The sequence below is a fragment of the Idiomarina sp. T82-3 genome (assembly GCF_001577655.1).
Lineage (GTDB): Bacteria > Pseudomonadota > Gammaproteobacteria > Enterobacterales > Alteromonadaceae > Idiomarina > Idiomarina baltica.
Map to the genome: position 1 here is coordinate 1 of NZ_LSBQ01000019.1, position 20,012 is coordinate 20,012.

Annotated in this window: 18 protein-coding genes and 1 pseudogene; 10 read left to right on the top strand and 9 right to left on the bottom strand. The window is 48.7% G+C overall.

Annotated elements, in window-relative coordinates; genetic code table 11:
• Positions 1-97: 97 nt before the first annotated feature.
• Positions 98-322 (top strand): annotated as a pseudogene (locus tag AWU56_RS10485) (septal ring lytic transglycosylase RlpA family protein); the annotation flags it as partial.
• Here the strand turns inward: AWU56_RS10485 and AWU56_RS10490 are convergent.
• Complete coding sequence (locus AWU56_RS10490) at positions 323-1,069, bottom strand: 3',5'-cyclic-nucleotide phosphodiesterase (protein ID WP_272978033.1); 747 nt, start codon at positions 1,067-1,069, stop codon at positions 323-325.
• Between the two features lie 114 nt (positions 1,070-1,183).
• On the opposite strand from AWU56_RS10490, the gene AWU56_RS10495 reads away from it, so the two are divergent.
• The 5 genes from AWU56_RS10495 to AWU56_RS10515 are packed head-to-tail and all read left to right on the top strand — an operon-like array spanning position 1,184 to position 5,589.
• Entirely contained in the window at positions 1,184-1,507 is a 324-nt protein-coding gene (locus AWU56_RS10495; RefSeq protein WP_006956310.1) for a heavy metal-binding domain-containing protein, read from the top strand.
• A 9-nt stretch (positions 1,508-1,516) separates the two neighbouring features.
• The gene (locus AWU56_RS10500; RefSeq protein ID WP_006956308.1) at positions 1,517-2,152 is read left to right on the top strand and encodes a DUF998 domain-containing protein; all 636 of its coding nucleotides are present in this window, start codon (positions 1,517-1,519) and stop codon (positions 2,150-2,152) included.
• An 8-nt stretch (positions 2,153-2,160) separates the two neighbouring features.
• A complete protein-coding gene (locus AWU56_RS10505; RefSeq protein ID WP_272978034.1) occupies positions 2,161-4,401 on the top strand; it encodes a heavy metal translocating P-type ATPase in 2,241 nt (746 codons plus the stop codon).
• Positions 4,402-4,410: 9 nt separating this feature from the next.
• On the top strand, positions 4,411-5,157 hold the full coding sequence (gene murI / locus AWU56_RS10510) for a glutamate racemase (protein ID WP_286682492.1): 747 nt from the start codon (positions 4,411-4,413) through the stop codon (positions 5,155-5,157).
• 9 nt (positions 5,158-5,166) lie between these two features.
• A complete protein-coding gene (locus AWU56_RS10515; protein WP_006956302.1) occupies positions 5,167-5,589 on the top strand; it encodes an MAPEG family protein in 423 nt (140 codons plus the stop codon).
• Between the two features lie 2 nt (positions 5,590-5,591).
• Here the strand turns inward: AWU56_RS10515 and AWU56_RS10520 are convergent, their stop codons facing one another.
• Positions 5,592-5,999 (bottom strand): hypothetical protein, encoded by a 408-nt coding sequence (locus AWU56_RS10520; RefSeq protein ID WP_286682493.1) that lies wholly within the window; start codon positions 5,997-5,999, stop codon positions 5,592-5,594.
• 198 nt (positions 6,000-6,197) lie between these two features.
• On the opposite strand from AWU56_RS10520, the gene AWU56_RS10525 reads away from it, so the two are divergent.
• Positions 6,198-7,889 (top strand): NAD-dependent malic enzyme, encoded by a 1,692-nt coding sequence (locus AWU56_RS10525; RefSeq protein WP_272978036.1) that lies wholly within the window; start codon positions 6,198-6,200, stop codon positions 7,887-7,889.
• Here AWU56_RS10525 and AWU56_RS10530 read toward each other — a convergent pair.
• Complete coding sequence (locus AWU56_RS10530) at positions 7,886-9,037, bottom strand: trans-sulfuration enzyme family protein (protein ID WP_286682494.1); 1,152 nt, start codon at positions 9,035-9,037, stop codon at positions 7,886-7,888. The genes AWU56_RS10525 and AWU56_RS10530 overlap by 4 nt on opposite strands.
• 82 nt (positions 9,038-9,119) lie before the next feature.
• Between AWU56_RS10530 and azu the strand changes: the two genes are divergently transcribed.
• From azu to AWU56_RS10545, 3 genes are all read left to right on the top strand, one after another.
• Positions 9,120-9,569, top strand: coding sequence for an azurin (gene azu / locus AWU56_RS10535; RefSeq protein WP_006956293.1), 450 nt, complete (start codon positions 9,120-9,122; stop codon positions 9,567-9,569).
• A 65-nt stretch (positions 9,570-9,634) separates the two neighbouring features.
• Complete coding sequence (locus tag AWU56_RS10540; RefSeq protein WP_286682495.1) at positions 9,635-10,696, top strand: efflux RND transporter periplasmic adaptor subunit; 1,062 nt, start codon at positions 9,635-9,637, stop codon at positions 10,694-10,696.
• The gene (locus AWU56_RS10545; RefSeq protein WP_286682496.1) at positions 10,696-13,809 is read left to right on the top strand and encodes an efflux RND transporter permease subunit; all 3,114 of its coding nucleotides are present in this window, start codon (positions 10,696-10,698) and stop codon (positions 13,807-13,809) included. Before AWU56_RS10540 ends, AWU56_RS10545 begins: the two co-directional genes overlap by 1 nt.
• On the opposite strand, the gene AWU56_RS10550 is transcribed toward AWU56_RS10545, so the two are convergent.
• The 6 genes from AWU56_RS10550 to AWU56_RS10575 form a co-directional block, all read right to left on the bottom strand.
• Positions 13,790-14,539 carry a substrate-binding periplasmic protein gene (locus AWU56_RS10550; RefSeq protein ID WP_286682497.1) on the bottom strand — a complete coding sequence of 250 codons (750 nt, stop codon included), beginning with the start codon at positions 14,537-14,539 and terminating at the stop codon, positions 13,790-13,792. The two genes, AWU56_RS10545 and AWU56_RS10550, sit on opposite strands and share 20 nt — an antisense overlap.
• Complete coding sequence (locus AWU56_RS10555; RefSeq protein WP_286682498.1) at positions 14,536-14,997, bottom strand: tellurite resistance TerB family protein; 462 nt, start codon at positions 14,995-14,997, stop codon at positions 14,536-14,538. Before AWU56_RS10555 ends, AWU56_RS10550 begins: the two co-directional genes overlap by 4 nt.
• A 22-nt stretch (positions 14,998-15,019) precedes the next feature.
• The gene (locus AWU56_RS10560) at positions 15,020-16,384 is read right to left on the bottom strand and encodes a GAF domain-containing sensor histidine kinase (RefSeq protein WP_286682499.1); all 1,365 of its coding nucleotides are present in this window, start codon (positions 16,382-16,384) and stop codon (positions 15,020-15,022) included.
• Positions 16,385-16,449: 65 nt separating this feature from the next.
• Complete coding sequence (locus AWU56_RS10565; protein WP_071464094.1) at positions 16,450-17,391, bottom strand: LysR family transcriptional regulator; 942 nt, start codon at positions 17,389-17,391, stop codon at positions 16,450-16,452.
• 62 nt (positions 17,392-17,453) lie between these two features.
• Positions 17,454-18,677, bottom strand: coding sequence for an ABC transporter permease (locus AWU56_RS10570; protein WP_286682500.1), 1,224 nt, complete (start codon positions 18,675-18,677; stop codon positions 17,454-17,456).
• A gap of 14 nt (positions 18,678-18,691) precedes the next feature.
• Positions 18,692-20,005, bottom strand: a complete 1,314-nt coding sequence (locus AWU56_RS10575; protein WP_272978040.1) for an ABC transporter permease — start codon at positions 20,003-20,005, stop codon at positions 18,692-18,694.
• Positions 20,006-20,012 lie beyond the last annotated feature (7 nt).

Below are 20,012 nucleotides of genomic sequence, written 5' to 3' on the forward strand. Positions count from 1 at the left end.
GGCACAGTGAACTCCCTCCGTTCTGCTGTGCCGAACCTTATCAGATCAACCGGCCAAGATAATTGCCGCTAGACCGGCCACCGTAATTGTCGCTCAATATTACAGCCATTTTGACGATACCGCGGCGCATAAAACCTTGCCGTTCGGCACCTTGGTGCGTGTGACCAATCTCGCCAGTGGTGAGTCAGTGGTGGTGAAGATCAATGACCGGGGCCCCTTTATCAAAGGACGTATTATTGATCTTTCACGTTCCGCTTTTGGCGAAATCGCTGACCTCGATGTCGGTATCATTGATGTAAAAATGCAAGTGATTACTGACTAACTAAAGCACATGCCAGGGCTCTGCGCGCAAAACGTCGCGGAGCTCTTCCTCGTAGCTCGGTTTAAGATGTGTTATCCAGATGCTATGTGGCGGCTTTTCGAGTTGCTCTAATAGGCGGCTAACTAATGACGGCGTCATGTGCTGGGTTTTGATCGCTACTTCTTCGAGCCTGTCAGGGAACGAACATTCCACCATCAGTGTGCTAATGGGGGGTAATTCGTTGAGCTTTGAGACAAGGGCGTCGGTCACGATGCAATCGGCACAAAACACAAAATGTGAGTGTTCACTGACTTTGGGTTGTTGCACTGCGTAACCAATGGTGGGTATGGCGTGTGGCACTTCGAACGCGGTGAGCGTCATGCCTTGATGCTCAATGACTTGGCCTGGATTAATCTCAACTAACTCGAGCATGGGCGTTCCGTTATCTTGCACCTGAGTAAAGTCGGGCCAAATATCATTATTAAAAATATGCTGTTTAAGGCGCTCTAAGCTGTGGGCGAGGCCATACACTTTGAGCGGTAAACGACTTTGGTCAAACAGGTTACTGACGAAGGTGGGTAGCGCCGCTATATGATCCATGTGGGCATGGGTCAAAAAGATATGGCGAATGGCTTTCATCTCGCTGAGTTGTAACGACGATAAGCCAGTTCCGGCATCGATGAGCGTTTCACCGTTTAATTGGATGCAGGTTGAGCCTTTTTGCGGGTTACCGCTGAGCCCACCGCTACTGCCTAGCACTCGAAACATTGCACACCTGTTATAAAAAGAGGACACTTATCGTTACAACTATAGTATCGATTTAATTGTCAGTTCGAAATAGGATTCGTTAGGATTATTCCAGACAACTCGAAGGAGAATGACATGATAAAAACAACAACCGCAACTATCCAAGGTCATGAAGTAGAACAGTATCTCGATATTGTGGTAGGTGAGGCGATCTTAGGTGCCAATGTATTCAAAGATATTTTTGGTGCGGTACGCGATATCGTCGGCGGCCGCGCTGGCGCTTATGAACGTGAGATGACTCGGGCGCGCGAAATTGCGTTTGCAGAGGTTGAAGAAAAAGCCAAGTTATTAGGCGCTGATGCGGTGATTGGCATTGATATCGACTATGAAGTGGTTGGTCAAAAAGGTGCTATGATGATGGTCAGCGTCAGCGGTACCGCCGTTAAACTTAAAAAATAAGGAGCAACAGTGCAGACATCAACACCCGATCACACGTCCGCAAAACAAGCGATGACGCCACAACTGGTGGTGGTATCGATTTTTTGGCTGGGTTTACTGTTGGTGGCAAGCTGGGTTAAGCCCGATTACAGCCACATGAGCCAGTACATCAGCGAAATTAATGCTACCGGCACAACGGCAGCTGGCGTGCTGGGCTGGGTCGGCTTTGTACCCTTTGCGATTGTGGTGTTAAGTTTCTTGGTGTCTGCGCGTAGCCGAGTACGTGTTGAGGGTATCAGTGCACTCGGCTACGCATTACTGTTCTTTTACCCCTTTGCTTATTTGGGCGCAGCGCTTGCGCCTTGCGATGCCGGTTGTCCGATTGACGGTTCGGCATCGCAAACGATTCACAATTGGATCGGTATTCTAAGTTACTTGGGCTTTGCCGCCGGTACGTTGTTGCTCGCCTTTACCCCTCGCGCGCATTGGGCGTTGCGAATTGTTTTTGTGTTATTGGCGATCATTATCGGGTTAGGCTTTTTCATCATGCCAACCGAAAACCTCGAACCCGTTCGAGGCGCAATTCAACGGTACCTCGAAATTGCCCAGTTAGCTGTATTCTGGCTACTACTTGGAATCACCCGTAAACACTCCTCAAACGAATAGAGGGCAGTATGACACGCAAACAAATACGTTTATCGGTCGAAGGAATGAACTGCGGCTCCTGTGCGAGTCGCGTTGATAAGGCGTTAAATGGTGTCAAAGGCATTGAGGATGTCAGTGTTAACTTAGCCTCTGATGCCGCGGAAATGACGCTAGTCACAGCGTCGCAAGAGGATGCGATTCAGGCGATAAGGGACGCAGGCTATGACGCTCATGCGATTGTCGATCGTGAGGCGGAAATGGCGCGACAAGAGCAGCAAAAGGCGAACGAATTTAAACAACTAAAACGCGATCTGATCATTGCTGTGCTGTTTACCTTGCCCGTTTTTGTTATTGCGATGGGTAGCCATTTGATCCCAGCATTTGGTGAGTGGGTTGATTCCAGCTTAGGCCAAACCACCAATTTTTGGATACAAATGTTGCTGACAACGGTGGTGTTGGCATGGCCCGGTCGTCGCTTTTATCAAATAGGTATTCCAGCGCTATTGCGTCGAGCCCCTGATATGAATTCACTTGTCGTGCTGGGTGCGACGGCTGCCTGGGGTTACTCCGTCGTTGCCACGCTAATGCCGCAGTGGCTTCCTGCGCATGCGGTGAATGTCTATTTTGAAGCCTCCGCAGTGATAGTGACGTTGATTTTGGCTGGGCGCTTTTTAGAAGCGCGAGCGAAAAGTCACACGTCCGATGCGATTAAACGCTTATTGAACTTACAAAGCAAAACGGCGCGTCGTGTTCGTGACGACGACAGTAGCGAGACTGTTGATATTAAGTCGCTGAGTAAAGGCGATATTATCGAAGTACGTCCGGGCGAGCAGGTGCCTGTCGATGGCACCATCGTGAGTGGCGACAGTTATGTGAATGAGTCGATGATTACCGGCGAGGCCGAGCCGGTGGCAAAAGAAACGGGCGATAAGGTGGTTGGCGGAACCATTAATCAGCAGGGAAGTTTTCGCTTTAAGGCGACTGCGATAGGTGAAACCACGGTGCTGGCGCAAATTATCCGCATGGTTGAACAAGCACAAGGCGCGAAGCTACCTATTCAAGATACCGTTAACCGCATCACGCTGTGGTTTGTCCCAGCGGTTATGGCGGCGGCGGCATTAACCTTTTTGGTGTGGTTCTTTGCTAAAGACGTCAATGCGCTCACGTTTGCCTTAATTAACGCGGTCGCGGTACTCATCATTGCCTGCCCTTGTGCCATGGGACTTGCCACACCGACTTCGATCATGGTTGGCACAGGGCGAGGAGCCGATGAGGGCGTATTGTTTCGACAAGGCAGTGCGTTACAGCAAATTGAGAACGCGCGTATTGTAGTATTCGATAAGACTGGAACGCTGACCGCGGGTCACCCCGAGGTGGTGAGCTGGGAGGCAGTACAAGCCGATAGTGATGCGTTAATGCTAGCGGCGAGTCTAGAGCAACGCTCAGAGCACCCAACGGCTCAGGCGTTAGTTAATTACGCTGAAGCACAAAGCAAGCAGTTGACCCAACCGGAGAGTTTTAATGCTCTAGCGGGGCTTGGCGTTGAGGGTAAGGTTGATGGTCGTACGTTATTGGTCGGCTCACGTACCTTAATGGATGAGCAATCGGTTGCACTCGACAGTACCCAGCAACAAACTCAAACCATTGAACGCAATGGGCAAACGCCCCTATATGTAGCTATTGATGGTCAGTTAGCCGCGGTGTTCTCGGTCGCTGATCCTATTCGACCTTCGGCCAAGGCTTTGATTGAGCATTTAGCGGAACAGAACATACGCACCGCGATGGTTACGGGCGATGCCGAGGCGACTGCACAAAAAGTGGCAAAAGAACTCGGTATCAGTGACGTGGTGGCGGGAGTTAAGCCCGATGGCAAAGTGGCTGCGGTAGAAAAGCTGCAAGCTCAGTATGGTAAGTTAATTTTCGTTGGCGACGGTATTAATGATGCGCCCGCACTGGCGGCCGCCGACATTGGTATTGCCGTTGGAACAGGTACAGACGTGGCGATCGAAAGTGCCGATGTAGTGATGATGTCTGATGATTTGAACGGAGTGCGTAATGCATTCAGTCTATCGCGTCAGACCATGCGCAATATCCGCCAAAATTTATTTTGGGCGTTCGCCTACAATACGGCGTTGATTCCCGTGGCTGCGGGCTTATTGTATCCGTTTTGGGGCATTACTCTGTCACCGATGCTAGCCGCAGGCGCTATGGCGCTCTCAAGTGTCTTTGTTATTTCTAATGCGTTACGTCTTAAACGTATTACTTTGTAAGGAGCCTCAGTGAAGTTAGGCGTTTTTGATAGCGGGGTGGGCGGTTTGACTGTTGCCCGCTCATTGCAACGGAGCCGTTATTTTTCCGAATTACTCTATTTTGGAGACACGGCGCGCGTACCCTACGGTAGTAAGGATAGTAATACCGTGACTCGCTACGCACTCGAAGCGGTCGAGTTTTTTAACGGTACCGATGTTGATGCGTTAATTGTTGCCTGCAATACGGTCAGTGTAGTGGCGCTGGAAACCATGCAGAGGTTTTCTAATAAACCGGTGTATGGGGTGTTAGAACCCGGCGTGATGGCGCTTGAACAAGCAACTGAAGTAAACCATGACAGCCAGGTACTTGTGATTGCAACACGCTCGACGATTCAATCCGGCGAATACCAACGGCGTATAAAGCAGCTTGGTTTTGAGCATGCTACGGCGATGGCGACGCCGTTGTTTGTGCCGATTGTCGAGGAGGAACTTTACGAGGGCGCGATTTTACATGCCACCTTTGACCATTACTTTAGCGCGCTAGAGCGCCCAGACGTTGTGCTGTTAGGATGTACTCACTTTCCACTGATTAGCGATGCGATTAGTGAATATTTCAGTGGCGCAAAAACGATCCATTCGGGCGAAGCAATGGTACAGTGGTTAAGTCAGCATTTAGATCTAAAACGTCAGTTTGACGAAACACCGATAACCATCCACGCTTCAGAAAATGTCGAAGCGGTGCGTCGGGTGGCAAAACGGTGGCAACTTAACTTGTAAGGAAGAGCCATGTTTGAAGCATACAATGGAACCTTTATTGCCCTTGCAGTGATATTGGCAACGGTCCTACTACAATGGTTGATTGCCAGTGGTAGGAAAGCAAAAGAAGACGGTGCAATTCCAGGCAAGCCGCCTCAGCAACAAGGCCATGAAAGTTTTACCTTTAGAGCGTGGCGCACGCACCAAAACAGTATCGAAAACTTAAGTGTCATGTTAGGCACGGTATTTTTAGCCGTACTAAGTGGCGCCAACCCGTTTTGGACCGCTTTACTGACGGGCTTTTTTGCGGTCGCGCGTATTCTTCACATGATTCTTTATTATGTGATAGCGACAAACAAAAATCCGAGTCCGCGTAGCTACTTTTTTATGTTGGGTTGGTTAGCTAACGTGGCTCTATTAGTGTTTACGCTTGTTCACTTAGTAACGAAGTAAGGCTAAAGCGGTTTCTTATCTGGGCTCACGAACGTACGTCTGGCTGTTGGTGAGTCCAGTGTCTCTGGCTTATAGTGCTGTGCGAGTACGGCTTTTAAGTCGTTGACTAAGTCAGCGTTCTGTTGTTTAAACTCTGTGAAGTCAGAGCAGGGTTGCTCGCTTAAACGTTGGCTCATAATACGTAGTGTCGCGACCGTTAAGGTATGATGATAGCGTTCGTTCAATGACATGATATGTTGGTTGGCACGCAACGTGGCGACCACTTCGGCAAGCGCGATCGGCCAAGGTGCACGTTTTAAATGTATCCATGCCAAACGCAAATGCCAACTGTGATCGGTACTATCTCGAGAAAACTCGCCTTGTTTAATTGCGTTAAGAAACGCCTCGTCTGATAGCCTACAGTTATCCATAACTCTTAAGTTCTAAAAAATTTAATCTATTGTGCACCAGATACTGGTTTCTTGTCGAATAAGTTCATCTATTTTTATAGGAGATTAACCGCATCTGGTCAGTCCTGTTTTTTGAGTGTGTGTTTCGTTCAACCTAACCGCTGGATTTTCTGCTATTATCTCGGCAGTCAATTTATCTTGGTTTAGGAGTCCGAGCGCATGTCTGACGAACAAAAACGTCCTTTGTATATTCCCTATGCTGGACCATCGTTGTTAGAAACACCGTTGCTGAATAAAGGCAGCGCGTTTAGTAAAGAAGAGCGAGCGGCATTTAACTTAACGGGCTTGTTACCGCCCCGTTATGAATCCATTGAAGAACAGGCCGAACGTGCCTATATGCAGTATAAAAGCTTTGAGACTCCACTCAATAAGCATATCTATTTGCGCGCCATTCAAGATAACAACGAAACCTTGTTTTATCGCTTGCTGACCGATCATTTAGAAGAAATGATGCCGATTATTTATACTCCTACAGTAGGCGATGCGTGCGAAAAATTCTCTGATATTTATCGCAGTTCACGTGGCTTATTTATCTCCTATTCCGAGCGCGATCAGCTCGATGACATTTTACGCAATGCCACCAAGCAAAAAGTTAAAGTTATCGTGGTCACCGACGGTGAACGTATTCTTGGTTTGGGTGACCAAGGCATTGGTGGAATGGGGATCCCTATTGGTAAGCTGTCGCTTTACACGGCCTGCGGCGGCATCAGTCCAGCCTATACGCTACCAGTGATGCTTGATGTCGGCACGAATAATGAAAAACTGCTGAATGACCCGATGTATATGGGCGCGCGTCACAAACGCATTAATCAAGAGCAGTATGATGAGTTCTTAGAGAAGTTCATCAAGGCAGTAACACGGCGTTGGCCGGGCGTCATGTTGCAGTTTGAGGACTTCGCCCAGCCTAATGCAATGCCGTTGCTTCGCCGCTATCGTGATGAAGTGTGTTGTTTCAACGATGATATTCAAGGCACTGCGTCTGTCACAGTCGGTACGTTGCTCGCTGCGTGTCGTCAGAAAGGCAAAAAGCTGAGTGAGCAGAAAGTCGTGTTTGTTGGCGCAGGGTCGGCCGGTTGTGGTATCGCTGAACAAGTGATGATTCAGATGGTTGCTGAAGGGCTGAGCGAAGAACAAGCTAAAAAGCAGATTTTCATGGTCGACCGCTATGGCTTAGTGGTCGATAGCATGAGTGACCTACGTGACTTCCAGCAGGCGTTAGCGCAACCGATTGATAGCCTAAAAGACTGGCAATACAGTGGCGACTATCCGTCGCTACTGGATGTGATTCATTGTGCTGAACCGGATGTATTGATTGGTGTTTCGGGTCAAGCGGGGTTATTCACTGAACAAGTAATTACCACGATGGCACGTTACGTTGATCAACCGATTATTTTCCCACTATCGAACCCGTCTAAACACGTTGAAGCGCATCCCCACGACGTAATTAAGTGGACGCAGGGCAAAGCGATTGTCGCAACCGGCAGCCCATTCGGCGAAGTTGAGTGGGAAGGCACCACGTATCCGATAGCGCAATGTAATAACAGCTATATCTTTCCGGGCATCGGTTTAGGTGTTATCGCGGTGAAGGCGACACGTGTTAGTGATGAGATGTTCCGAGTGGCCAGTAAGACGCTGGCGAAAGCCTCGCCGAGCGCCAACGGTAAGAATAAGAACTTATTACCCGGTTTTACCGAGCTGGCTCAATTGAGTAAAGACATTGCCTTTGCCGTTGCGAAAGTGGCACAAGAAGAGGGCGTTGCGCTCGAAATCGACGATGAGGTACTCAAGCAACGTATTGAGAAAAACTTCTGGTCACCTGAGTACCGTCATTACAAGCGCGTCAGCATTTAAGCTGACGCCTCGATGGCATGAACTAAATCGGCGAGTAGATCTTCTTTACGCTCAATGCCGACGGACAATCTTAGTAAGTCGTTGGGTACAGGCGTGCCCGCCCCTTCAATACTGGCACGATGCTCAATGAGGCTCTCAACACCACCGAGCGAAGTTGCGCGGTGCCATAGACGTGTTTTGGCTGCGGTGCCGACGGCTTGTTGCTCGCCTCCAACTAACCGAATTGACAGCATGCCGCCAAAGCCGCCTTCCATCTGTTTGCAGGCGATTTCATAACCTGCAAAGGAGGGGAGTCCTGGGTAGAGCACTTCACTGACCATGGGGTGTTGCTCCAGTTGTTGGGCGAGAAACATGGCCGAGTCACAGCTTTCGCGCACGCGCAAAAATAAAGTACGCATGCCGCGTAATAGCTGAGCTGCATCCATCGGGGACGGTACTGCGCCTCCTTGTGCGCGTATTGCCAAAATACGCTGCCAGAAATCATCGTTTTCTCGTGTGGCCAGTGCGCCGGCGATAACGTCAGAGTGGCCGTTCAAGTACTTAGTGGCAGAGTGCATAACAATATCGGCACCCAACTCGAGTGGACGTGTTAGTATCGGTGTGGCTACGGTTGAATCGACTGCAACGCACGCGCCTTGATATTTGGCAATATCGGCAATGGCGCGAATGTCGCTCACGGTCCACATCGGGTTGCCGGGCGTTTCGAGCCAAATCAATTTGGGCTGTAGCTGCGTGATTTTATTTTCCACCTGATCGAGTTGTGTCATATCGACAAAGTGAACGTGCAATCCGGCATCGGTCGCTAGACCTTTCAGCCAGTTGCGTAACGCCCAATACATGATGTCAGGTGCCAATACGACATCGCCGGGCTTGAGTGCTTGAAATACAGCGGTCGCGGCTGCCATGCCCGAGGCAAATAGTTTCGCGTCGGCGGCGTGTTCAAGTTGAGCGATTAACTTTTCTGGCGCATCGTAAGTTGGATTATCGGCGCGAGAATAGACTCTTCCGCTACGATATTGATTATCCTCATCTCTTTGATAGGTCGTTGATGTAAAAATACCCGGGATAATCGGCTTGAAAGGTTGTGTAGTGTTCTCTCCGCCTTGTGCGAGAGACGTCTGGAAACTGTCATTTATCTTTTTTGTCATAAAATCGTTTACTCAGTAATCTAATTTAGCTCTATTGCGTATGATCTGAGTGTATTTTGGTCTCAAAATGAGAGGTATTGCAATGCGTTTGTTAAAAGCTTTAATCGCGGGTTCAGTGTTGTTAGTCGCAAACTCTGCACTTGCTAACGAATGTGAACTTACAATCACTGGTTCAGATAACATGCGTTATGATAAAAGTGAACTTTCTGTACCTGCTAGCTGTTCTGAAGTAACCCTTACTTTGAAGCACTCAGGTAAGATGGGTAAGAAAGTAATGGGCCACAACTGGGTCTTGAGTCAATCAAGCGATATGCAGTCAGTGGTGCAACAAGGCATGTCGGCAGGCTTAGATAACAACTATGTGCCTGACTCGGATAAAGTGATTGCTGCAACTGATGTTATCGGTGGTGGTGAATCCACGAGTGTGACTTTTTCTACTGAAGGAATGAGTGCAGACGGTGACTATATGTTCTATTGCACATTCCCAGGTCACTCGGCGATCATGAAAGGTCAGTTCAAACTGACTCAATAAACTGAATCCAAGCGAGTTAAAAAAGCCCGCGGCTGCTTTGCACCCGCGGGTTTTTATAGGGAATTATGAAACGTTTTACATGGTGTTTGCAGGTTACTGCGTTAGTCTCATTATTGGTTGCATCGGCTGGAGCAACGGCTCAGAGCTATGGTGCGCGTGAAGCGCTTGTTAATGTTGCGCCGGTTCAATTTGAAAATGAAAAGAACCGTGTCGAAGCTGTAGGTACCGCCGAAGCACAGCGCGCTGTCACGTTGTTTTCACCGGTCAGTGAGCGGGTTACTCAGGTTAATTTTGAACCGGGTGACCGTGTGCAAGCAGGCGACTTACTCGTGCAACTGGACGACCGACGTGAGCAAGTCGCTTTGCGACAGGCGCAAATCAGTTTAAAAGATGCCGAGCGCACAGTAGAACGTTTGAAGCAAAGCTTCGAACAAGGTGCGGTGCCACAGTCCGAGCTTGATAATGCTATTTTGTTGCGTGATTTGGCGGAAGTGGAAGTCGATCGCGTAAAGACCGAGATAGCTGATCGAAAAATTATTGCACCCTTTGATGGCATTGTAGGCATTACTGATGTTGAAGAGGGTGATCGTATCAATGAGCAGACGCAAATCGCGACGATTGATGACCGCGATACGTTGCTCATCAATTTCCAAATTCCTGAAGCGGCAGTTTATTTGCTTAAGCCCGGTGTCACTCTAGAGGTGGAGCCATGGCGTTATTCAGGACAGCCTGTCAATGCTGAAATAGTAGAACTCGATTCCCGTATTAATCCTACGACGCGGATGTTTAGAGCGCGTGCGAAAGTTGATAACAAAAATGATGACTTCCTGCCGGGCACTAGTTTTCGCACAGCGATAGAACTCGCAGGCGAGGAGTTTGCGTCGATTCCCGAAGTCGCGCTGTCATGGGGTGCAGATAATCCTTATATATGGATTGCAGAAGATAGTAAGGCAAAACGCATTGAGGTTCAGATCGAACAACGTTTAGAAGGACGCGTTCTTGTTTCTGGGGATATCAACCGCGACGATACATTGATTGTTGAAGGTGTTCAGAGTCTTCGTAATGGTCAGCCTATTAAATATGAGATGAGTGAGTTGGATACGGGCACTGAAGAGGTGGTTGAGTAATGTCTGACAAACAACAGCTACCTGCACATGAGGGTAATGACTTACCGTCAGTCTCAATACGTCGGCCCGTCCTCATTGTTGTACTCAACATTTTAATTGCGCTTGCTGGCATCGCGGCACTTATGGGTGTCGAAGTACGTGAATTACCCGATGTAGACCAACCTGTAGTGACCGTTCGGGCTACGCTACCGGGAGGAGCGCCAGAAACCGTTGATGCTGAAGTAACGAGTATCTTAGAGGGAGCTGCAGCCCGTGTGTCTGGCGTGAAGTCGATTCGTTCGCAGTCAGAAGAAAACTCTGCTCGCACCGTGGTTGAGTTCCAGCCGAGTGTTGACCTTGATGTCGTGGCAGCCGAAGTTCGCGAAGCGGTTAACCAAGTTAGGCGCGAACTACCCGAAGACGTTGAGCAAGTAAACGTTGTAAAAGCAGACGATGATGCGCGCGCAGTCCTAGATATTGCCGTCTCCAGTGATAAGTTGAGTTTAGAAGAGTTAACACGCCGGTTAGAAACAGATTTCGCGCCCGAGTTTTTGTCTATCGAGGGCGTGGCGGATGTTCGGCTTAACGGTGCCCGTGAGCGCGTGCTACGCGTTGCGCTTGATCCGCTACGTTTGACGAGTTTCGGGCTATCGGTAACGGATGTCGCCGATGCATTGCGTCAGGCTCCTTTTGATGTGCCTGCAGGGAGCTTACGCTCAACGGATCAACGTATTATTATTCGTGCCGATGCTACTTCAATTAATGCCGAGCAAGTCGAAAATATTATAATTTCGGGCGATACGCGCATTGGCGATGTCGCTCAAGCTTATTTTAGTCCTGCAGATGCGAACAGTTTTGTACGCCTAAATGGCAAGCCAGTGGTCGGCGTGGGGGTTATTCGCCAAGCGGGTTCAAATACGATTGAAATCTCTGATCAAGCGCTGGCGATGCTCGAACGTTTACGTGATCGTTTCCCGGATATGGAAATGACCGTCACTAACGACGACGCTTTATTTATTCGCAAGTCGGTTGCTGAAGTGGTAACGACTTTGGCAATAACCATCGCGTTGGTTGTCGCAACGTTGTGGGTCTTTATTGGTTCGTTTCGTGCGACCATCGTGCCTGCGCTTTCGATACCTGTTGCCTTATTTGGCGCGATTGCGGCTATTTGGTTGATGGGTTTCTCGATAAATATACTGACCTTGCTTGCTCTCGTACTCGCCACTGGACTGATTGTTGATGATGCCATCGTGGTTGCTGAAAATATTCAGCGACGTCGTTCAATGGGCTTGGGAAGCAGAGCGGCAGCGGTATTGGCGACACGCGAAGTGTTTTTCGCTGTTGTTGCTACCACTGCTGTATTGGCAGCCGTTTTCGTACCTATCGCGTTTCTTCCTTCGACTGCGGGTCGATTATTCCGAGAGTTTGGTGGTGTCCTTGCGGCGGCTGTGATTATTTCGTCATTCGTGGCGTTATCTCTCGTTCCAGCATTTACCGCAAGACTCCCCAAAAATGCCGGTAAGAAGAATATTTTTGGTCCCATCGGCGATTGGTTTAAAACCGGCTACGAGCGCACGCTCAAGTGGGCGCTCAATACCTCTTGGCTGATCGTGGCATTCTCAATAGTTGCGGCAACTGGGGCGGTATTTGTTTACGATAATGTAGCGAGTGAACTGTTACCGAATGAGGACCGAGGTGTCGTCCGTATTTTCGCACGAGGTCCCGACGGAGTTGGTCTTAATTTTATGGATCGCCAAGCACGCGCGCTAGAGGAAGTACTGATTCCTTATCAACAAAACGGCGCGTTTGAGACATTGTATACAGTGGTGGGTCAATGGGACCCGAATATTGTGTTTATTACCGCCAACATGTATCCGTGGGAAGAACGTGATATTACTCAGCAGGAAGTGATCAACGAAATACGTGGACCGCTTGGACAAAATCCTGGCGCGCCCGGTCGTGCGTTTGGTAGCAACTCACTAAACGTCCGCGGTGGCCAAGGGGGCGGTGCAGTGCAGATGGCGATTACTGGTGAAAGTTATGGTGATATTTTCCAAGCTGCACGTAAGTTCACCGCGGCGATTCAAGAACGTTCTGAGACGTACACCAACCCAAATATTTCGTATCAGCCAACGCAACCACAGTTGCGCTTTAAAATCGATCGTCGTCGAGCCGCTGAGCTCGGCGTATCATTAAATGATGTTTCGTCGACGTTACGTGCGGCTATCAACGGCGATGATGTGGCGGATTTGAACGTCGGTGACCAACAGATCCCGGTGATTTTACAGACCCGTTTAAGCTCGATTAAGTCGCCACAAGATATGCAGAACCTTTACGTGTCATCGACGTCCGGTGAGTTAGTGCCTATCTCGAGTGTCGCAGAAATTGTCGAGGAGGGGGTCTCAGCAGAGCTCGAGCGACATGCTCAACGGCGCGCCATTGAGGTCGAAGTTGAAATTCCGCCAGAATATCCGTTATCTGAGGCGACTGACGAATTACGTGCCATCGCTCAGGATGTGTTGCCCGATAGTATGGGACTTATTTTCTTGGGCGAGGCACAAACATTCGAAGACACCAATCGCGAAGTGGCAATGACTTACATTTTGGCATTTTTGATTGTGTTATTAGTACTTGCTGCTCAGTTTGAGAGTGTAAATAGTGCCTTTGTAGTGATGCTGACGGTGCCCTTCGGTATTGCGGCGGCCATTTATGCGCTTGCGCTGACAGGCATTTCACTTAATATCTACTCGCAAATCGGCTTAGTGATGTTGATAGGTCTTCTGGCGAAAAACTCGGTATTGTTGGTCGAGTTCGCGGACCAATTACGTGACCGCGGACTGTCGGTGCGCGATGCGGTAGAGCAAGCGGCATCTATTCGCTTACGTCCTATCATGATGACCTTGGTCTCAACCATTTTAGGTGGATTGCCACTGATTCTATCAACCGGTGCGGGTGCAGAAGCGCGTAACTCAATTGGTTGGGTCGTTTTCGGCGGTTTAGGTTTGGCGACGGTGTTTACGCTATATCTGACGCCCGTTCTATACCTTTGGCTAGCGCGCTTTACTAAGCCGCGTGCAGACGAAGCTCAACGATTGCACGATGAGTTAGAAGCGGCTAATCAACAGGGTCATTAATTGACCAGTGGTCCTTGATGCGTTGCAGAGTGCCGTCGGCACGCAGTGCATCAAGGGCGTCATTAATTTGGTTGACCAATTCGGGGTTATTGTTCGAAACACCAAAAGCCACTTGCGTAGGTTGTGGAGACTGCCACAGCACTTTTAGCTTGATCCCGACCTTATCGGCAAGGTAAAGCGCAACGCGCTTGGGCATAATCACAGCTTTCACATGACCCTTGGCTAAGGCATTTATTGCCTCTTCTTTCGATTCCATCTGTTCAATGCGAAATTGACTTTTTACGCCCAGTTGACTGAGATATGCCTCCAAGGATGAGTGGCGGTCGCCGGTGATATGTTGACCGATTAAATCCTTAACACGCCTGATCTGTCTATTTTCAGCTAGGGTCAGTAGTGCCGGTTGACGGGTATAATACGCGTCGGTGAACAAAAAATAGGGTTTTCGTGCTGCACTCACTTCGGCACCCACTGCGATGGCTAAGGCATTGTGGCGTAGCAGACTCATCACATCATCCCAACTGTACGCATTAAATTGGTAACTGACTTTTAGTTGGTCAAAAACGGCTTTTGCCACATCAATATCAAAACCGCTCGCTACCCCTTTGCCATTAACAAACTGATAGGGTTCATAGCCCTTGGCCAACCCGACGGTTAACGCATCCTTTGTATCCGCCGCGGATAATGCAAAGGACGTTAAACCGATGAGTAAGAGCCAGTGAGGTTTTTTCATCCAACCGACTCTTCAGCTGCCAATTTACAACGGATATAGTCTGAGTGGTCTATATACAGCAAGTCGGCGAGTTTACGTAGCATGCTTTCCTCTAGCGGATCGAGCTCACCATCGGCATAAGCAACTTCCCATAGAGACTCAAGCAGTACAACCTTGTCTGCGTAAGCAAGTGCTTTCAGCGGAGCGGTTGACTCTTGTAGTGAAGCCGCGTCGCGGACATGTATTTTGGCGTGGTTGATGACTTCTTCCGCTGCTTCAGGCGCTTGGTCAAAATCACGCTTCAGTTCATGGATTAAGTAGTCGTGTTCACTCTGTTCAAACTTGCCATCAGCCAAGGCTATTTCCATCATTAAAATAACACTCAGCGTTTCGTTTGCATCTAAGCTGCCAAAATGCGGACGGGTGTCGCTGTCATCGGCAACGCGGGTACTTAACCAACTTTTTAATTTCTGTAGCATGATACTTCTTTCACTCTTATGTTCAGTCGATGATATTAGGTAAACGCACAGTAAAGGTGGTTCCCTTATTTAGTTGCGATTGCACATCAATGGTTCCATTTAACTTACGTTGCACTAGGTTATAGACAATCGACAAGCCTAAACCCGAACCGCCGTCATCCCGAGCCGTGGTATAAAAAGGCTCAAATATTTTATGCTGAATATCGGGCTCGATTCCTGCTCCATTATCGGTAATCCGCAGTACCGCATCGGTATTTTGTTTTTCTACGAAAATATCAATGTGGTGGTTTTCATCGGGGGTCTTAAACGCATGCTCAGCACAGTTACTGATCAAGTTAGTGATCACTTGAGCGAGTGCACCGCGGTATGTTTTTATGGTTAGTTCTTCCTGGCAGTGCGTTTGGATAGTGACTTTCTTCTTCTTCACCATGGGTCGCAAGCTGATCACGAGCGAGCTAATGTAGTCACCCAAAGAGCACTCAACCAGTTCGAAGCTCGACTGATCTACAGCGGTACGTTTAAAGTTTTGAATTAAGCTAGCCGCGCGTTCTAGGTTACTGTTCATTAATGTATATGCATCAAGCGTGTCGTTGATATACTGCGTGAGCACGTTGCGGGATATTTTGCCATCTTCAAAGCTTTGCTTAAGCTTTTTAAGGCGATGTTCGCAATGTGTTGTGGCAGTTACGGCAATGCCCAATGGCGTATTGACCTCGTGTGCAACCCCCGCGACAAGCTTACCTAAAGCCGCCATTTTTTCGGTTTCAATGAGACGATCTTGGGCTTGCTTAAAATTATTAAGCGCGTCCTCTAAGGACTGTGTACGTTCGGCAACACGCTGCTCGAGATCCTCGTTGTGTTTAATGAGCAGTTGTTCGTATTTTACACGCTCTGCCGCACTGACGGCGCGACCGTAGATATCAGCAAGAATGCCGACAAAAGCCACTTCGTCTTCGGTCCAGGAACGATTAGCGCGAGAGCTCTCGCAACATAAGACCCCGATCATTTTACCTCGATGCCTTAGCGGCACATCGAGCATCGCGACAATACCGAATTTATTCAGGTAATCAGTAAGTTCATTGGTGGCAGGGTGATCTGATGCACGGTTAGCGATGATAGTTCGCTCGCGTTTGAGCGCAGCAAAATAATTGGGGAAATTATTCGCGCAAATAGTCGAAGGTGATTGTTCGCCATCATTTGCATCCAATAAGTAAGTACTGGTAATGCAGGCGCTTTCATCATCGTATAACCAGATGCCAACACGATTAATAGCTAAACCTTGAATCACTGACTTAATAATCAGTTGGGTTGCTTGTTCGAGTTTTCCTTCGTCGATAATGGGCGACTTAGAAACCTGCAAGAGTATATTCTCAAGTGTTTCAACCATGACTTTATTTACCGATTGCTTATAATCCCACTATACAATAGTGGGAATTATTGTCGAACCCTTCATCAAAAGGCTTCGTTTGCTGCTGTATCGGCGACCAGTTGGCGGAACCAGCGATGCCCAGCATCATGCTGGAGTAAAGGACTCCAAATCATGGTCAAGGTCAGCCCAGGAATGCGAAACGGTGGTTCTTTCGTGACCAAGTGATCGTCATCTTTGTATAAAGCGGCTGCTCGGGTCGGCAGCGTGGCAATCAGTCCTTGTCGAGCCAGGTACATAGCGACGTGGTAGTTGCGGGTAAATACTTTAATTTGTCGACGTTTACCCAGCTCTGCTAAAGCTTCGTCAACCCAACCCAGCTTCTGTACGTCTTGAGGGTCCATACCGACGCCCACGCCAAAGCCTGTTTTTGATACCCATACGTGCTGGGCTTTTAAATACTCGTCTAACGTGTAGCTATTTAGTAGCGGATGCTCACGGTGGATGAGACAAGAGAACTCATCCTGCCACAGTACTTTTTGATGAAACGACTGCGGTAGTTTTTCAAAGCGATTAATGGCTAAGTCGACTTTACCATTTTCAACGTCGTGAAAACTGATATCGCTGGGTGTCATGATATCTAAGGATACATGAGGTGCCTGCTCTTCAAGCTGACTTAGTAATCGCGGCATCAGTGTTGACGCCGCGTAGTCCGATGCCATGATGCGAAAAACGCGCTTGCTAGTTGGCGCATCAAATTCGCGTACGGGCTGGATCATTTCTTCCACAGAGTAAAGCACTGTACGCAAGGACTCCTGCATGTCTAAAGCCCTTTGAGTGGGTGTCATGCCATCGGATGTTCGAACTAAAATCGGATCGTTGAGGAGGTTGCGTAGACGTTTTAGCCCATTACTCATGGCGGGTTGAGTAATATTTAATTGTGCTGCTGCGCGGGTGACGTTGCGTTCTCGCAACAGCACGTCTAGATAAACTAAGAGGTTAAGGTCGATGTCCTTGATGGTGTTCATAAAACGCAATAATCCCGATACAAAGCATGTATCGGGATTATAAATGTTATGAATGTGTAACGCTAGTGGTATACGTTACGGGTTGCGATAGCGGGCGATATTTGCGCAGCACGCAAGGCAGGTCCCCATACTGCGAACAAGCCTATTGCCCACATGGCTATCATGGCGATAGGTAAGTAGATATAGCTCAGTCTTGGTAAGTTAAAACTCGAAACAAGCCACATGTTGAGCGCAATACTGCCAGCGATGCCCAGTAGCACGCCAACACTGGTAATCATCACGTTCTCGGTGAGGAAATAACTCATGATGTCAGCTTTTTGTGCGCCAAGTGCCCGACGTGTACCAATTTGGCGGCGGCGACGGTTAATGGAAAAGCTGACTAAGCCGACAATACCCAAAGCTGTGATGATGCAGAGCACTACAATGATGGTCCACAGAATGGCTTGTAACGCAGAGTCACCGCGATAGCTATCCATACGCACCTGTGTCATGGTTTCAGTTTCTCTGACCATACGCCCCACTTCGCGCTGTTTCATAAACTGTTCAACTTGCTCGATGGCTTGTTCACGTTGTCCTGGCTTAGCTCGCACTAGATAACGCGAGTACGGCGAGTCGAATTTGTTCGGTACAAGCATCGAGTGATTGACCGTTGTCCAGCCCGTCCATGGAGCCTGTAAATGATCCATAATACCGATAATGGTCAACGGCTCATTACTTTGAATGTAAACGGTTTGGCCAACGATTTCTGTTGGGCTCAAGTCAGGAAATAAACTCTTTGCTAACGCTTCGGTCAGTATTACTGACTGCGGCCAATCCCGAGTGTTGCGGTCGCGATAACTGATTTCGGTGGCTTTAAAGTTCTCGCCAGCAATCAACTCAACATCGAGCGTATTCAGTCCATGCTCATCGGTCATGTAGAGTGCCGTTGGCACCGAGTTTTCGCCTTCACCGGCTTTGGTTTGTAAGCCCATCGACCAGCCACCGTTGCTCATCGGGATCGCATTAATCTGTACCGCATCATCCACACTCGGGAGTTGGCGGATGCCGTCCAAGTCGGTATCGATCACGTACGGCGCATCAAAATCATTGGCATAACCGACACTGGTCACGTAAAACTGATTGGCTTCATCAAGGCCTGATGAACGACCCATGAGATCGCCGCGGGCATTAATAAGGTGTATCGCATTGACGATAATAACCATGGTCACAGCCACTTGTAGCGCGATGAGCAGGGCACCGACTTTATTGCGCATCAGAGCTCTGAAAATGGGTCCTATCTGACTCATAATTATCTCCTTAATTACTCTGATTTAAGTTGTGAAGCAGGCGGAATACGACATGTGCGCCACGTTGGGTAGGCACCGGCCAATACACTGCTTATGATGGCGAGCAAAATACCGATACCCAGCAGCGGCAGGTTGAGTGAGGCAAGATCTTTAACCTGATCACCGTATAAGTATTCAATACCCAGCAGACCTAATGCGGCCAAAATAAGGCCACCGATACCGCCGGCAACGCCAATGAATACGGTTTCTACCAACTGTTGCTGATAGAGCTGCATGCGGGTTGCGCCTACCGCACGTCGCAGTGCGATTTCGCCGGTTTTAAAGCTAAACTTGGTCAGTAATAGCCCGATAGTATTCAGTAAGCATACGGCTAAGAACATAAGCGACAGATACATCATCACTTCAGCATCGTCATCAACCACATTCTCATGCTCCATCCAACCCATGACATCGGTAAGCCGATTGTTCAGAGGACGCGGGAAACGACCAAGTTTCTTTTGTTCTTCGACATACGCGTTGAGAAAACTCATGTACTCTTGTTTTTCTTGCGCGCTGTCGAGCTGTACCCAGAACTGAAAGTTCACGCATTCAGAGGTCAAAAATGATTTAAAGCCTTCTCCCTCGGGCATCTTCCAGCAGTTCGTATTGCCGCTGTTAGGAAGCTCCATCGTTTCTTTTAGCTTAAACGGTAAGTAAGCATCTTCCATTTCGTTAAACGCACCGGTCGTGACATCGTAAAAACGAGGTTTAAGTACCCATTCATCGAGCACGCCGACCACACGAAATTCTTTACCCTCTAACCTGACCGTGCGACCCACTGAATTTTCGCCAGCAAAGATCTCCTCATTGGCGCTTTTGCTCAGCACGATGCTTCTGTCGCCCGTCTCATCTGCGCTATCGCTCCAGCCTTGACCATATAAAAAGGGTGCATTGAACATGGTAAAAAAGTCGTTGTGGGTGAGGCGCAAGCGTGCCAAGAACGGTTCTTTACCTAAGCCTTGTGGTTCAATAACACCACCCGACTGCGCTAAAGCGGTTTGCAGTTGAGCAGGCGCTTGCGCTTTTAGTGCGGTCGCGTCGGTGTACGTTAACTGATCGGGTGGCTCATTGGGCTCGTCATAGGGTTCATTAGGTGACCAATTATCTAACTGTACATAAAACAAGCGGTCGCTTTTTTCAGGGATAGGATCCGCCGACATTAAGTAATTGATAGTAATCGTCGTCATGGCAGCGCCAATGCCCAAGGCAATAGCACCGCTCATGAGTAGTGATAATAGCGGATGACGTTTTAAGCTGAGCCAAGCAAGTCGAGTATAATATAACCACATAAGCGCC

Coding starts and splice junctions, on each gene's coding strand:
- AWU56_RS10490 (WP_272978033.1), bottom strand. CDS start 1,069: ATGTTTCGAGTGCTAGGCAGTAGCGGTGGGCTCAGCGGTAACCCGCAA.
- AWU56_RS10495 (WP_006956310.1), top strand. CDS start 1,184: ATGATAAAAACAACAACCGCAACTATCCAAGGTCATGAAGTAGAACAG.
- AWU56_RS10505 (WP_272978034.1), top strand. CDS start 2,161: ATGACACGCAAACAAATACGTTTATCGGTCGAAGGAATGAACTGCGGC.
- AWU56_RS10515 (WP_006956302.1), top strand. CDS start 5,167: ATGTTTGAAGCATACAATGGAACCTTTATTGCCCTTGCAGTGATATTG.
- AWU56_RS10520 (WP_286682493.1), bottom strand. CDS start 5,999: ATGGATAACTGTAGGCTATCAGACGAGGCGTTTCTTAACGCAATTAAA.
- AWU56_RS10525 (WP_272978036.1), top strand. CDS start 6,198: ATGTCTGACGAACAAAAACGTCCTTTGTATATTCCCTATGCTGGACCA.
- AWU56_RS10530 (WP_286682494.1), bottom strand. CDS start 9,037: ATGACAAAAAAGATAAATGACAGTTTCCAGACGTCTCTCGCACAAGGC.
- azu (WP_006956293.1), top strand. CDS start 9,120: ATGCGTTTGTTAAAAGCTTTAATCGCGGGTTCAGTGTTGTTAGTCGCA.
- AWU56_RS10540 (WP_286682495.1), top strand. CDS start 9,635: ATGAAACGTTTTACATGGTGTTTGCAGGTTACTGCGTTAGTCTCATTA.
- AWU56_RS10545 (WP_286682496.1), top strand. CDS start 10,696: ATGTCTGACAAACAACAGCTACCTGCACATGAGGGTAATGACTTACCG.
- AWU56_RS10550 (WP_286682497.1), bottom strand. CDS start 14,539: ATGAAAAAACCTCACTGGCTCTTACTCATCGGTTTAACGTCCTTTGCA.
- AWU56_RS10555 (WP_286682498.1), bottom strand. CDS start 14,997: ATGCTACAGAAATTAAAAAGTTGGTTAAGTACCCGCGTTGCCGATGAC.
- AWU56_RS10560 (WP_286682499.1), bottom strand. CDS start 16,384: ATGGTTGAAACACTTGAGAATATACTCTTGCAGGTTTCTAAGTCGCCC.
- AWU56_RS10565 (WP_071464094.1), bottom strand. CDS start 17,391: ATGAACACCATCAAGGACATCGACCTTAACCTCTTAGTTTATCTAGAC.
- AWU56_RS10570 (WP_286682500.1), bottom strand. CDS start 18,677: ATGAGTCAGATAGGACCCATTTTCAGAGCTCTGATGCGCAATAAAGTC.
- AWU56_RS10575 (WP_272978040.1), bottom strand. CDS start 20,005: ATGTGGTTATATTATACTCGACTTGCTTGGCTCAGCTTAAAACGTCAT.